Consider the following 12,086-nt stretch of genomic DNA (forward strand, 5'->3'; position numbering starts at 1 on the left):
CGCTAACGATCCGCTGACAGCCGCGAGAGATGCGCCGCCGCCCGCGCCGAACCCTCCGTGAAACCGGCCGCGTCGGCCGCGACGATCGCGCGTTCGAGCTGGTCAGTGGCCTCGTCGAGACGGCCGATGCCGGCCAGCGCCTCCCCCAGGGTGATCTGGAGGGAGGCCCGGATGACGACCGCGTCGGGCGCGACCAGTTCCCCGGCGCGAAGGGTGTGGGCGAGCGCCGCCTCGTACTCCTCCGCCTTCAGGCAGTGACCGGCGAGGTGCTGGAGCGTCAGCACCTGCGTGGAGGGGTGGCCGATGCGGTCGGCGAGCGACACGGCGTGCCGCATGAGCAGCCCGGCCCGCTCGTGCTCCCCGGTCGCGTCCAGGACGGCGGCGAGATTGACGTGGGCGATCGCCTCGCTGATCGAGTCACCGGCCCGCGCCGCCAGGCCGGGCGCCTGCTCCAGGTGGACCAGCGCCTCGGCGTCCCGGCCCTCCTCGTGCAGGATCCAGCCGAGCAGCGCACAGGTGCGTGACTGGGCGTCGAGGTCGCCGATCGCCTCGGCGGAGGCCAGACCGGCCTCCAGGAGCGGCGTCCAGCCGTCGCCGATCCGCATGAGCATCAGCGGCCACTGCACGAGGGCGAGCCGCCAGGCCCGGTCGTGCATGCCCAGGGCGGCCGCGGCGGCGACCGCGCCCTCCAGGGCGGGCCGCTCGGCCACGTACCAGTCGAGCGCCGCCGTACGGTCCTCGAACTCCCGCGTCGCGGCGGGCCGTCGGGCGTCGGCGGGCAGGGCGTAGCAGGGCTGGGAGCCGGGCTCGGCGGCGGCGTCGGCCGCCAGGCCCGTGTACAGGTAGTGGTCGAGGAGCCGGGGCAGGCCCTCGGGGTCGGCCAGCGGGGCGAGGTGGCGCGCGTAGAGACGGACCAGGTCGTGCGGCGTCCAGCGGCCGGGCACGGCCTCGGTCAGCAGGTGCGCGGCGGAGAGCCGGTCCAGGTCGGCGGAGGCCTGTCCGGGCGTCGTCCCGGCGAGCGCCGCCGCGGCGAACCGGTCCAGGTCCGAGCCGGTGTGCAGGCCGAGCGCGCGGAACATCCGGGCCGCCGACTCGGGCAGCTGCTGCACCGTGAGGCGCAGCGCGGCCGAGACGCCCCGGTCCTCCACGTCGAGCAGCGCCAGCCTGCCCTGCTCGTCGGCGAGTTCGCCGACCATCGCCTCCAGCGTCCACCGCGGCCGCTCGGCGAGCCGTGCGGCGGTGACCCGGAGCGCGAGCGGCAGGCCGTCGCAGAGCCGGGCGAGGCGGGTGGCGGCGGCCGGTTCGGCGGCGACCCGCGCCTGGCCGAGGACGGTGGTGAGGAGGGCCGCGGAGGCGGCCGGCTGGAGGTGTCCGAGCGGCACGGGCCGGGCCGCGTCGGAGGCGATGAGGCCGCCGAGCCGGTCGCGGCTGGTGACGAGGGTGGTGCAGGGGGCGCCGCCGGGCAGCAGGGGGCGGACCTGCTCGGAGGAGCGGGCGTTGTCGAGGACGACGAGCAGCCGGCGCCCGCCGGTGAGGGACCGGAAGAGCGCCCCGCGCGCCTCGACGGTCTCCGGGATCCGCTGGGGCGAGACGCCGAGGGCGAGCAGGAACTCCCGCAGGACGGCGGCGGTCTCGGGCTCCGCGGTGTCGCTGAAGCCGCGCAGGTCGGCGAAGAGCCGCCCGTCGGGGAAGTCGGCCCGGCGCTCGTAGGCCCAGTGCACGGCGAACGCGGTCTTGCCGACGCCGGCGGGCCCGGTCACGAGACAGACGGGACCGTCCCCGGAGCGGACGGCGCGGTCGAGTTCGGCCATGTCGGCCGCGCGTCCGGTGAAGCCGCGCGGCGCCCGGGGCAGCCCCTCGGGCGCGGGGGCCTTGACCTCGGCGGCGGGCCGGGGGGCGGGGACGGGCTCGGCGGCGCGCAGCAGCGTCGCGTACGCCTCGCAGAGGGTCTCGCCGGGGTCGACGCCCAGCTCCTCGGCGAGGAGTCGGCGCGTCCGGTGGTACCAGTCGATGGCGTCGGACTGCCGACCGGAGCGGGCGAGCGCCAGCATCAGGGCGGCGGCCAGGGACTCGCGCAGCGGGTGGGCGACGGCCTCGGTACGCAGGACGGCGGCGGCCCTGCCGTGCTCGCCGAGCTGCCCGTACGCCTCGGCCAGCGCCTCCACCGACGCGAGGCGCAGCTCCTCCAGGCCTCCGGCGGCGGCTTCGAGGGGTCTGCTGTGCACGGTCCCGGTGAGGGCGGGCCCCTGCCAGTACGACAGCGCCTCGCGCAGCATCCGCACGGCGTCGGCGGGCCGGCGCTGGACCCCGGCGAGCCCGACGAGCTCCTCGAAGCGGTGGGCGTCGACCAGGGACTCCGGCATCCGCAGCACATAGGCGGACCCCTGCGTGGCGAGCTCCACGCCGTACGCCTCGGCCCCGTGCTCGGCGAGCAGCGCCCGCAGCCGGGAGACGTGCCCCTGGAGCACGGTCTTGGCGTGCGTGGGCGGCTCCTCCTCCCACAGGGCATCGATCAACTGCCCGACGTTCACGGCGCTGTTGGGCCGCAGCAGGAGCATGGCGAGCAGACTGGACCGCTTGGCGGGCCCCAAGGCTACGTCCCTGCCCTCCGTCACGAGCGCGACGGAGCCGAGCAGCCGGAACTCCACCTGATACCTCCGCGATCCCTCTCCCCCACCCCGAAGAACCGAGGATACGTGGCAGCGGGAACCCACCCACCGACCGATCCCCGCCCCGGACCGCGCGGGGCCGGACCCGGGGGCCCGGCGCGCGAAGCCGAAGCGAGGGAAGCCAACCGCCCCGCTCATCCCTGGTGCGTACACATGGAACACTCGGTACACTTGAGCGCATGACGCAGCCGCTGCCCAGAGAGTCGATCCGCGACGTACGTGCGCACCTGGCGGAGGTCGTGGAGCGCGCCGACCGCGACGACGTACCCACGGTGATCACGCGCCGTGGCAAGGAAGTCGCCGCTGTCGTCTCCATCGAGGTGCTGCGCAAGTACCAGGAATGGGAAGAGCGCGAGATCAACCGGATCATCGACGAACGCATGGCCAACCCGGCACCCGGCATCCCGATCGAGGACATCATGAGGGAGACGCTGGCGCGCGGTGAGTGAATACCGAACCGTCTTCCGCCCCGAGGCGCAGGCCGAGCTTCGTAAGATCCCACGCGAGATGGCGCTGCGCATCCTGGCCAAGCTGACCGAACTGGAAAGCGATCCGCTCGGCTTCAACACCACCGCACTCGTGTCCCAGCCGGATCGCCGGCGCCTACGGGTCGGCGACTACCGCGTCGTCTACACGATCGACAACGGTGAATTGGTGGTCTGGGTCGTTCATGTGGGGCACCGTTCCACCGTTGACGACGCCTGATTTCGACTGACCACACGTCAGGTCATCCAGCACCCATCCAGCACGACGACGAAGGGGTCGGACTCGAACGAGTCCGACCCCTTCTGAGCTGCTCTTTTGACGCAACCCGCTAACGTGAAGCAACAGACGTCACACGTTGAAGCGGAACTCCACCACGTCGCCGTCCTGCATGACGTACTCCTTGCCCTCCATGCGGGCCTTGCCGGCCGCGCGGGCGTCGGCTACCGAGCCCGTCTCGACGAGGTCGGAGAAGGAGATGACCTCGGCCTTGATGAAGCCCTTCTGGAAGTCGGTGTGGATGACACCGGCCGCCTCGGGGGCCGTCGCGCCCTGCTTGATCGTCCAGGCGCGGGATTCCTTCGGGCCGGCCGTCAGGTAGGTCTGGAGGCCGAGGGTCGCGAAACCGACGCGGGCGAGGGTGGCGAGGCCGGGCTCCTCGGCGCCGACGGACTGGAGGAGCTCCATGGCGTCCTCCTCGTCGAGCTCGGCGAGGTCCTGCTCCAGCTTGGCGTTGAGGAAGATCGCCTCGGCCGGGGCCACCAGGGCGCTCTGCTCGGCCTTGAAGGCGTCGTCCGTCAGCTCGTCCTCGTCCACGTTGAAGACGTACAGGAACGGCTTGGTGGTGAGGAGGTGGAGGTCGTGCAGCAGCTCCGCCTTCTCCGAGCCCTGGACGATGCCCTGCGAGAAGAGGGTGTCGCCCTTCTCGAGGATGGCCTGGGCGGCCTCGACCGCGGCGACCTTCGGCGCCGTGTCCTTCTTGATCCGCATCTCCTTCTGGAGGCGCGGCAGGACCTTCTCGATCGTCTGGAGGTCCGCGAGGATCAGCTCCGTGTTGATCGTCTCGATGTCGTCCTTCGGCGAGACCTTGCCGTCGACGTGGACGACGTTCTCGTCCTTGAAGGCGCGGATGACCTGGCAGATCGCGTCCGACTCGCGGATGTTCGCGAGGAACTTGTTGCCCAGGCCCTCGCCCTCGCTCGCGCCGCGCACGATGCCCGCGATGTCGACGAAGTCGACCGTCGCCGGGAGGACGCGCTGCGAGCTGAAGATCTCCGCGAGCTTGGTCAGGCGGGCGTCCGGGACGCCGACGACGCCGACGTTCGGCTCGATCGTGGCGAACGGGTAGTTGGCCGCCAGCACGTCGTTCTTGGTCAGGGCGTTGAACAGGGTCGACTTGCCGACATTCGGCAGACCGACGATTCCGATCGTGAGCGACACGGTGGCGACTTCCTGAAGTGTGGATGGTGGGCCGATCCCCCAGTTTACGGGCGGGCCGAACCGGCCAGTGACGCCGACCTTCGGTCGTTCTCGGGGGCAAGGTCACCCAAAGGGCGTGTCCCGGACCCGGTTCCCGCCCCCTTCCGACCTACGTTGGTCAGGTGGAGCAGCACAGGACAAGTCAGCCGCAAGGACGCCGAAGGCCGCAGAACCCCGCCACGCCGCCGGTCGCACCCCCGGGCCCGCTCGTCGAGGGCTCGGCCGTCTACCGCGTGACGGGCCGGGCGGGCCGCCCGCCCGGGCGCGGGCGCGTGGAACGCGCCGCGGCGGCCGACGCGGGCGCGGGTGGCACCGGTCCGGGCCCGGCCGGTCGCGGCTCCGGGCACCCCGGCCGCCGTCCCGCGCCGCCCGTGGTCGTCGCCCTGCGCCGGCTCCCGTCGCCCCGCCTCACCGGGCTCGGCAGCGGGCTCTTCGCCTCGGCCGTCATGCTCACCCTCGGCCTCCTCGACGCGCTGCTCCTCGACGGCTCCCCCGTGGTCTACGGCCTGCTGTTCCTGCCGGTCAGCGCCCTGACCGCGCTCTGGGTACGGGCCGCCGACCTGGTGGTCGCGCCGATCGCCGTCCCCATCGCCTTCGCCGTCGGCGTCATCCCCATCGCGGGCGGCTCGGGCGGCTTCGGCGGCCAGGCGATGGCCGTCGTGACCGCCCTCGCCGTGCACGCCGGATGGCTCTACGGCGGCACCCTCGTCGCCGGTGTCATCGCGAGCGTCCGCAAGGTGCGCGACATGGGCCGCCGCCACCACCGCCCCGCCGCCCGCACGGCCGCCGGGGTCGGCGAGGGCCCGGGCGGACGGCCCCGGCCGGCGGGACGCCGTCCCGTCGCCTAGGCACGAGCCGCGGGTGTGGGGTGGCTGTGGGGCAGACCGTCCGTCCCTCAGGACGTCCCCGCCGCCATCCCCGCCCCCACGATCCCCGCGTTGTTCTGGAGCTCCGCCGGGACGATCTCCGCGCGGATGCCCTCGATCAGGGGCAGGAACTTGTCCGCCTTGCGGCTCACGCCGCCGCCGATGATGAACAGCTCCGGCGAGAAGAGCATCTCCACGTGCGCGAGGTACTTGCGCAGCCGCCGCGTCGCCCAGTGCTCCCAGCTGAGGTCCTCGTCCTCCTTGGCCTTCGTCGACGCGCGGGTCTCCGCGTCGTGGCCCTTCAGCTCCAGGTGGCCGAGCTCCGTGTTGGGGACGAGCCGGCCGTCGACGAAGAGGGCCGAGCCGATGCCCGTACCCAGCGTCAGCAGGATCACCGTGCCCTTGCGGCCCCGGCCCGCGCCGAAGGTCATCTCCGCGATCCCGGCGGCGTCCGCGTCGTTCAGGACGGTCACCGGGAGCCCGCCGAGCCGCTCGCTCAGCAGGGTGCCCGCGTCGACGCCGATCCAGGACTTGTCGACGTTGGCCGCCGTACGGATCGTGGACCCCGTCACGACGCCCGGGAAGGTCACCCCCACCGGTCCCGTCCAGCCGAAGTTCTCCACGACCTCCACGACGCAGCCCGCCACACCGTCGGGTGTGGCGGGCTGCGGGGTCAGTACCTTGTGGCGCTCCTCGGCGAGCGTGCCGCGCTCCAGGTCCACGGGGGCGCCCTTGATGCCCGAGCCGCCGATGTCCACTCCGAAGACGTTCATGGACTAACGGTACGGGCTGGCGCGCCTCGCTACTCCTCGACGGAGGCGCCGGACGCGGCCGCCGCGAGCCGGTCCGCCTCGGCGCGCAGGTCCTTGTTGCGGAGCTCCTTGGGCAGCGAGAAGGTCAGGGACTCGTCCGCCGTCTTGACGATCTCCACGTCCGCGTAGCCGCGCTCGGCGAGCCACTCCAGGACCTCCTGCACCAGGACGTCCGGGACGGAGGCGCCGGAGGAGAGGCCGACGCTGGTCACGCCCTCCAGCCAGGCCTCGTCGATCTCGCTGGCGAAGTCGACCAGGTACGCGGCGGGGACGCCGGCCTGCTTGGCGACCTCGACCATGCGGATCGAGTTGGAGGAGTTCTTCGAACCGACGACGATCACCAGCTCGGCCTGGCCGGCCAGCTCCTTGATCGCGGTCTGACGGTTCTGCGTGGCGTAGCAGATGTCGTCCGACGGCGGGGAGATCAGCTGCGGGAACTTCTCCTTCAGCGCGTCGACCGTCTCCATGGTCTCGTCGACCGAGAGGGTGGTCTGGGAGAGCCAGACGACCCGGGAGGGGTCGCGGACCTCGATCTTGGCCACGTCCTCGGGGCCGTCGACCAGCTGGATGTGGTCGGGGGCCTCGCCGGAGGTGCCGATGACCTCCTCGTGGCCCTCGTGGCCGATGAGGAGGATGTCGAAGTCGTCGTTGGCGAAGCGGACGGCTTCCTTGTGGACCTTGGTGACCAGCGGGCAGGTGGCGTCGATGGTCGCGAGCCGGCCGGCGCGGGCCTCCTCGTGGACGGTCGGGGCGACGCCGTGCGCCGAGAACATCACGATGTTGCCGGGCGGCACCTCGGTCGCCTGGTCGACGAAGATCGCGCCCTTCCGCTCCAGGGTCTGGACGACGTACTTGTTGTGGACGATCTCGTGCCGGACGTAGATCGGGGCCCCGTACTGCTCCAGGGCCTTCTCCACGGCGATCACGGCACGGTCCACGCCCGCGCAGTAGCCGCGGGGGGCGGCGAGCAGGACACGCTTCGGGCGGTTCGTCGCGGAGGCGGAATCGGGCGTCGGCGCGGGCGTTGCAGTCATGCGTCCCATCGTAAGGCCGCGTCGGTGAGCCTCTGGAGCGGCGCCGTGGCCGAAACTGACGCCATGGTTGAGGAGACGCAGGTCACGGACCACGAGAAGCTGCGCCGGAATCTCGGCTTCCGCGACCTTGTCGTGTACGGACTGCTGTTCATCGCCCCCATGGCGCCGGTCGGCGTCTTCGGCACGCTCGACGCGAAGTCGCACGGCGCGGTGGCACTGGTGTACGTCGTCGCCACCGTCGCCATGGCGTTCACGGCGTCGAGCTACGCCCAGATGGTCCGGGTCGCGCCGCAGGCCGGCTCCGTCTTCACGTACGCGCGCAAGGGTCTCGGCGAGGGGCCGGGCTTCATCGCCGGGTGGATGGCGATGCTCGACTACCTGCTGATCCCGGCCGTCGCCTATCTCTTCGCGGGGATCGCGATGGAGGCGCTGGTCCCGGAGGTGGACCGGTGGGTGTGGACCGGCATCGCCGTGGTCATCACCACCCTCCTGAACCTGTGGGGCGTGCGCGCGGCGGCCCGGGTCGGCTTCGCGGTGCTCGCCCTGGAGATCGTGGTCCTGCTGATCTTCGTCGTCTCGGCAATCGTCGTGCTCGTACGGGACGGGGCGCTGCGCGACTGGTGGTCGCCGCTCACCGGCGACGTCTCGTTCTCGCTCGCCGCGGTGGTGGGCGCGGTCTCGGTGGCCGTCCTGTCGTACCTGGGCTTCGACGCGATCGCCTCCTTCGCGGAGGAGGTCACGGGCGGCTCGGCGAAGGTGGCGCGGGCGGTGCTGTTCTGCCTGGCGCTCGCGGGCGCCCTGTTCGTGGCCCAGACCTGGCTGGTCGCGCTCCTCGAACCGCTCTCCTCGGCCGACCTCGCCGCCGATCCCGGCCGGCAGGGCTCGGCCTTCTACGACGCCGTGGACGCCTCGGTGGGGGACTGGCTGCACGATCTGGTGGCCGCCTCCAAGGCGATCGGCGCGGCCTTCGCGGCGCTCGCGGGGCAGGCGGCGGGCGGGCGGCTGCTGTTCGCGATGGGCCGCGAGCGGCGCCTTCCGCACGTGCTGGGCCGCACCGACGGGGGCGTCCCCCGGGTGGCGCTGCTCGTGGCGGCGACGGTGACGATGATCGCGGCGCTGTGGGCGGCGCGCCGGGACGACGGCCTCGACCACCTGGTCTCGGTCGTCGACGTCGGCGCGCTGACGGCGTTCGTCCTGCTGCACGCGAGCGTGGTGGGCTGGTTCGCGGTACGCCGGGCCGAGGGGCCGCCGCACTGGCTCAAGCACGTCGTGCTGCCGGTGGTGGGCGCGGCGATCCTGATCGCCGTGATCGTCGAGGCCTCGCCCGCCGCGCAAGTGGTGGGCGTGGTGTGGCTGGGCGTGGGCCTGGTGGTCCTGGCCGTCCAGGGCGCGACCCGGACGTCCACGGACAGGTGAGGCGCGTCGCGGGGCGGGACGTGACGGTGTGGTGCGGTGCGGTGTACCCGTGTGCGGGAAGCCCGGTGCGGGGCGCTGAGCGGTGTCCCCCGCGCGTGAAGCGGTACGGGAGGGTGTCCCCGCGCGCGTGAGGCGCGGTCCGCCGTGCGGGGACGGTGTCCCCGCACGCGAGGAGCCGCCCGACCGCCGCGCGCGCCTGACGTTGTCGTACCACGCGGTTACGCTCGGTCCATGGCTCTGACTACGTCCGCCGAAGCACCGCTTCCCGTCGGTGAGGTCTCCCGGATGATCGGGGGGTGGATCGACCGGCTCGGGGCGATCTGGGTCGAGGGGCAGATCACGCAGCTGTCGCGGCGCCCGGGCGCCGGGGTCGTCTTCCTGACCCTGCGGGACCCCTCGCACGACATCTCCATCGGCGTCACCTGCTACCGCCAGGTCTTCGACGCCGTCGCGGACGTCGTCTCGGAGGGCGCCCGGGTCGTCGTGCACGCCAAGCCCGAGTGGTACGCGCCGCGCGGGCAGCTGTCGCTGCGGGCCGTGGAGATCAAGCCGGTCGGGATCGGCGAGCTGCTCGCGCGTCTGGAGCAGCTGAAGCGGAGCCTGGCCTCGGAGGGCCTCTTCGCACTCGACCGGAAGAAGCCGCTGCCGTTCCTGCCGCACCTCGTCGGCCTGGTCTGCGGCCGCGCCTCGGCTGCCGAGCGGGACGTCCTGGAGAACGCGCGCCGGCGCTGGCCCGCCGTCCGCTTCGAGGTGCGGAACGTCGCGGTGCAGGGCGTGAAGGCGGTGCCGCAGGTCGTCCAGGCGGTCAAGGAGCTGGACGCGCACGGGGACGTGGACGTGATCATCGTGGCCCGGGGCGGCGGCAGCGTCGAGGACCTGCTGCCGTTCTCGGACGAGCAGTTGGTCCGTACGGTGGCCGAGTGCCGCACCCCGGTGGTGTCCGCGATCGGGCACGAGCCGGACTCGCCGCTGCTCGACCTGGTGGCCGACCTGCGCGCCTCGACGCCGACGGACGCGGCCAAGAAGGTCGTCCCGGACGTGGGCGAGGAGCTGGACCGGGTGCGCGGGCTCCGGGACCGGGCGCTGCGGACCGTACGCGGCCTGCTGGAGCGGGAGGAGCGCGGACTGGCGCACGCGCTCGCGCGACCTGTCATGGAGCACCCGCAGCGCATGGTCGAGGTCCGCGAGGACGAGCTCGCGGCGCTGCTGGCCCGGAGCCGGCGGGTCCTCGGGCACCTGCTGGACCGGGCGGACTCGGAGCTCTCGCACACCCGGGCGCGGGTCCGGGCGCTGTCGCCCGCCGCGACGATGGAGCGGGGGTACGCGGTGCTCCAGCGGCCGGACGGGGCGGTGGTCCGCTCCCCCGAGGAGGTCGCGGAGGGCGAGGAGCTGCGGGCCAGGGTCGCCGAGGGCGAGTTCGCGGTGCGCCGCGTGCCCGGCCAGGCCTGAGCACGGAGAAACGGAAACCAGGGATGGAGCGACGGATGGCAGCGGGTACGGAGACCAGCGCGGAAGAGGCGGCCCTCGGCTACGAGCAGGCGCGGGACGAGCTGATCGAGGTGGTCCGGCGGCTGGAGGCGGGCGGGACCTCGCTGGAGGAGTCCCTCGCGCTCTGGGAGCGCGGCGAGGAGCTGGCGAAGGTCTGCCGACGGCGCCTGGAGGGCGCGCGGGCCCGGCTCGACGCCTCGCTCGCGGCGGAGCGCGCGGCCGAGGAGCGGGCGGAGGAGGACGAGTAGCCCCACAGTGCGCGCGGAGGCAGTCGAGCAGCCGCTCAGTGCACGCGGAGGGGGACGAGCAGCCGCCGCGCGGACCGGGGTCGGCCTGTAGACTCCGAGTGAAGCGGATCACTATCCGGATGGATTAGTTGAAGTTTCACCAATCCTCCGCGTACTGTCGAGACATCGCCCGAGCCCATGTTCGAGCGGTTCCCCTTTGCAGTCCGGAAGGTACGCAGCATGTCTCTCGCCCTTGACGCCGTCGCCCAGGACCTCCTCTTCCGTGAGGCCCGCACCGCCAACACGTTCACCGACGAGCCGGTGACCGACGAGCAGGTCCAGGCGATCTACGACCTGGTGAAGTTCGGCCCGACCGCCTTCAACCAGTCCCCGCTGCGCATCACCCTGGTCCGCTCCCCCGAGGCCCGCGAGCGCCTGGTGAAGCACATGGCCGAGGGCAACCAGGCCAAGACCGCCGCCGCCCCGCTGGTCGCGATCCTCTCCGCCGACAACGAGTTCCACGACGAGCTCCCGGCCCTGCTCCCGCACTTCCCGCAGGCCAAGGACATGTTCTTCTCGGAGCGCCCGGTCCGCGAGGGCTCCGCCCTGCTGAACGCCGCCCTCCAGGCCGCGTACTTCATCGTGGGCGTCCGCGCCGCCGGCCTGGCCGCGGGCCCGATGACCGGCGTGGACTTCGCCGGCGTCCAGAAGGAGTTCCTGGACGGCGACCACACCCCGCTGATGGTCGTCAACATCGGCAAGCCGGGCGAGGACGCCTGGTTCCCGCGCTCCCCGCGCCTCTCCTACGACGAGGTCATCACCACCGTCTGACCGGTGCGCGCGTACGCGAGAAGGGCCCCGCACTCCGCGAGTGCGGGGCCCTTCTCCGTCGCGCCTCAGGCTTCCCGTCGCGCATCGAGCCGTCGCGGAGCCCGGGACTTCAGGCTTCCCGTCGCGCATCGAGTCTCGCCGTCGCGGAGCCTCGGACTTCAGGCCTTCTTCGACTGGAGCGAGCCCGCCATCTCCGCCAGCGTCTCGAAGGAGGCGGTGCCGGTCACCACGGTCGTCGCGCCGTTCTCCGTGCGGACGAGCGCGTCGTACCGGGGACCCTCCCAGCGCTGCCAGACCTGACCGGCGACCGTCTGGGTCTTCCCGGTGTTCTTCGCCTTCTGCGTCACCTCGGGCACGAACTTGCCCGGCTCCGCCGTCGACTGGTTCACGGCCACGTACTGCGTGTCCGGGGAGAGGAAGCCCAGCTGCCAGGTGTCGGCCTTCTCGCGCTTGTACGAGACCACCGTCGCCTTCCATCCCTCGCCCAGGCCCTCCGGGGCCAGCACCGGGTAGGGCGCCGCCCGCTGGGCCGTGAGGAGCTCGACCCGGTAGTCCTTCGCCTTGACCGGATCGGCGTTGTCGTCGTGCGGGATGAAGAGATACATCACGCCCGCGGCGACCATGATCACCCCGAGGGACTGGAACATCCCGCGTACCGTCTGCCTGCCTCGCATACCTGCCACGCCCACCATGGTCGCATCACGGTGTCGTGCTCATACGTGGGCCCCTCTGCTCATTTTGTCGACGTACCGATAGAGTCGCAGCACCCTCTTTTTCCGGC

General features: G+C 72.5%; 12 protein-coding genes. 7 read left to right on the plus strand and 5 right to left on the minus strand.

Going from position 1 to position 12,086, the window contains the following annotated elements:
• Positions 1 to 2: 2 nt before the first annotated feature.
• Entirely contained in the window at positions 3 to 2,648 is a 2,646-nt protein-coding gene (locus tag ACFYXU_RS02925; protein ID WP_389407977.1) for a BTAD domain-containing putative transcriptional regulator, read from the minus strand.
• Between the two features lie 200 nt (positions 2,649 to 2,848).
• On the opposite strand from ACFYXU_RS02925, the gene ACFYXU_RS02930 reads away from it, so the two are divergent.
• Together ACFYXU_RS02930 and ACFYXU_RS02935 are read left to right on the plus strand one after the other, a co-directional pair.
• On the plus strand, positions 2,849 to 3,118 hold the full coding sequence (locus ACFYXU_RS02930; RefSeq protein ID WP_389115842.1) for a type II toxin-antitoxin system Phd/YefM family antitoxin: 270 nt from the start codon (positions 2,849 to 2,851) through the stop codon (positions 3,116 to 3,118).
• Positions 3,111 to 3,374, plus strand: coding sequence for a type II toxin-antitoxin system RelE/ParE family toxin (locus ACFYXU_RS02935; protein WP_389456299.1), 264 nt, complete (start codon positions 3,111 to 3,113; stop codon positions 3,372 to 3,374). Before ACFYXU_RS02930 ends, ACFYXU_RS02935 begins: the two co-directional genes overlap by 8 nt.
• A 129-nt stretch (positions 3,375 to 3,503) precedes the next feature.
• Here ACFYXU_RS02935 and ychF read toward each other — a convergent pair whose 3' ends face one another.
• A complete protein-coding gene (gene ychF, locus ACFYXU_RS02940; RefSeq protein WP_329854053.1) occupies positions 3,504 to 4,592 on the minus strand; it encodes a redox-regulated ATPase YchF in 1,089 nt (362 codons plus the stop codon).
• A gap of 311 nt (positions 4,593 to 4,903) precedes the next feature.
• On the opposite strand from ychF, the gene ACFYXU_RS02945 reads away from it, so the two are divergent.
• Positions 4,904 to 5,479, plus strand: coding sequence for a DUF6542 domain-containing protein (locus ACFYXU_RS02945; protein WP_389407973.1), 576 nt, complete (start codon positions 4,904 to 4,906; stop codon positions 5,477 to 5,479).
• A 47-nt stretch (positions 5,480 to 5,526) separates the two neighbouring features.
• Here ACFYXU_RS02945 and ppgK read toward each other — a convergent pair whose 3' ends face one another.
• Both ppgK and ACFYXU_RS02955 read right to left on the minus strand, forming a co-directional pair.
• Positions 5,527 to 6,270: a polyphosphate--glucose phosphotransferase gene (gene ppgK / locus ACFYXU_RS02950; RefSeq protein ID WP_329854057.1), complete on the minus strand. Its 744-nt coding sequence runs from the start codon at positions 6,268 to 6,270 to the stop codon at positions 5,527 to 5,529.
• Between the two features lie 29 nt (positions 6,271 to 6,299).
• A complete protein-coding gene (locus tag ACFYXU_RS02955; protein ID WP_376512647.1) occupies positions 6,300 to 7,352 on the minus strand; it encodes a 4-hydroxy-3-methylbut-2-enyl diphosphate reductase in 1,053 nt (350 codons plus the stop codon).
• Positions 7,353 to 7,406: 54 nt separating this feature from the next.
• On the opposite strand from ACFYXU_RS02955, the gene ACFYXU_RS02960 reads away from it, so the two are divergent.
• The 4 genes from ACFYXU_RS02960 to ACFYXU_RS02975 all read left to right on the plus strand — a co-directional run bounded on the left by ACFYXU_RS02960 (position 7,407) and on the right by ACFYXU_RS02975 (position 11,305).
• On the plus strand, positions 7,407 to 8,759 hold the full coding sequence (locus ACFYXU_RS02960) for an APC family permease (protein WP_329854060.1): 1,353 nt from the start codon (positions 7,407 to 7,409) through the stop codon (positions 8,757 to 8,759).
• A 231-nt stretch (positions 8,760 to 8,990) separates the two neighbouring features.
• The gene (gene xseA, locus ACFYXU_RS02965) at positions 8,991 to 10,208 is read left to right on the plus strand and encodes an exodeoxyribonuclease VII large subunit (protein WP_361395963.1); all 1,218 of its coding nucleotides are present in this window, start codon (positions 8,991 to 8,993) and stop codon (positions 10,206 to 10,208) included.
• Between the two features lie 35 nt (positions 10,209 to 10,243).
• The gene (locus tag ACFYXU_RS02970) at positions 10,244 to 10,495 is read left to right on the plus strand and encodes an exodeoxyribonuclease VII small subunit (RefSeq protein ID WP_329854063.1); all 252 of its coding nucleotides are present in this window, start codon (positions 10,244 to 10,246) and stop codon (positions 10,493 to 10,495) included.
• 219 nt (positions 10,496 to 10,714) lie between these two features.
• Positions 10,715 to 11,305: a malonic semialdehyde reductase gene (locus ACFYXU_RS02975; protein ID WP_329854064.1), complete on the plus strand. Its 591-nt coding sequence runs from the start codon at positions 10,715 to 10,717 to the stop codon at positions 11,303 to 11,305.
• A gap of 158 nt (positions 11,306 to 11,463) precedes the next feature.
• Here ACFYXU_RS02975 and ACFYXU_RS02980 read toward each other — a convergent pair whose 3' ends face one another.
• Positions 11,464 to 11,997: a DUF4245 domain-containing protein gene (locus ACFYXU_RS02980; protein WP_389407971.1), complete on the minus strand. Its 534-nt coding sequence runs from the start codon at positions 11,995 to 11,997 to the stop codon at positions 11,464 to 11,466.
• Positions 11,998 to 12,086: the final 89 nt, after the last annotated feature.

Source organism: Streptomyces sp. NPDC002232 (genome assembly GCF_042890295.1).
Classification (GTDB): domain Bacteria; phylum Actinomycetota; class Actinomycetes; order Streptomycetales; family Streptomycetaceae; genus Streptomyces.

Bases quoted from the DNA above. Each gene is read 5' to 3' on its own strand.
- ACFYXU_RS02980 (WP_389407971.1), bottom strand. From the start codon at position 11,997: ATGGTGGGCGTGGCAGGTATGCGAGGCAGGCAGACGGTACGCGGGATG.
- ppgK (WP_329854057.1), bottom strand. From the start codon at position 6,270: ATGAACGTCTTCGGAGTGGACATCGGCGGCTCGGGCATCAAGGGCGCC.
- ACFYXU_RS02930 (WP_389115842.1), top strand. From the start codon at position 2,849: ATGACGCAGCCGCTGCCCAGAGAGTCGATCCGCGACGTACGTGCGCAC.
- ACFYXU_RS02960 (WP_329854060.1), top strand. From the start codon at position 7,407: ATGGTTGAGGAGACGCAGGTCACGGACCACGAGAAGCTGCGCCGGAAT.
- xseA (WP_361395963.1), top strand. From the start codon at position 8,991: ATGGCTCTGACTACGTCCGCCGAAGCACCGCTTCCCGTCGGTGAGGTC.
- ACFYXU_RS02975 (WP_329854064.1), top strand. From the start codon at position 10,715: ATGTCTCTCGCCCTTGACGCCGTCGCCCAGGACCTCCTCTTCCGTGAG.
- ACFYXU_RS02970 (WP_329854063.1), top strand. From the start codon at position 10,244: ATGGCAGCGGGTACGGAGACCAGCGCGGAAGAGGCGGCCCTCGGCTAC.
- ACFYXU_RS02955 (WP_376512647.1), bottom strand. From the start codon at position 7,352: ATGGGACGCATGACTGCAACGCCCGCGCCGACGCCCGATTCCGCCTCC.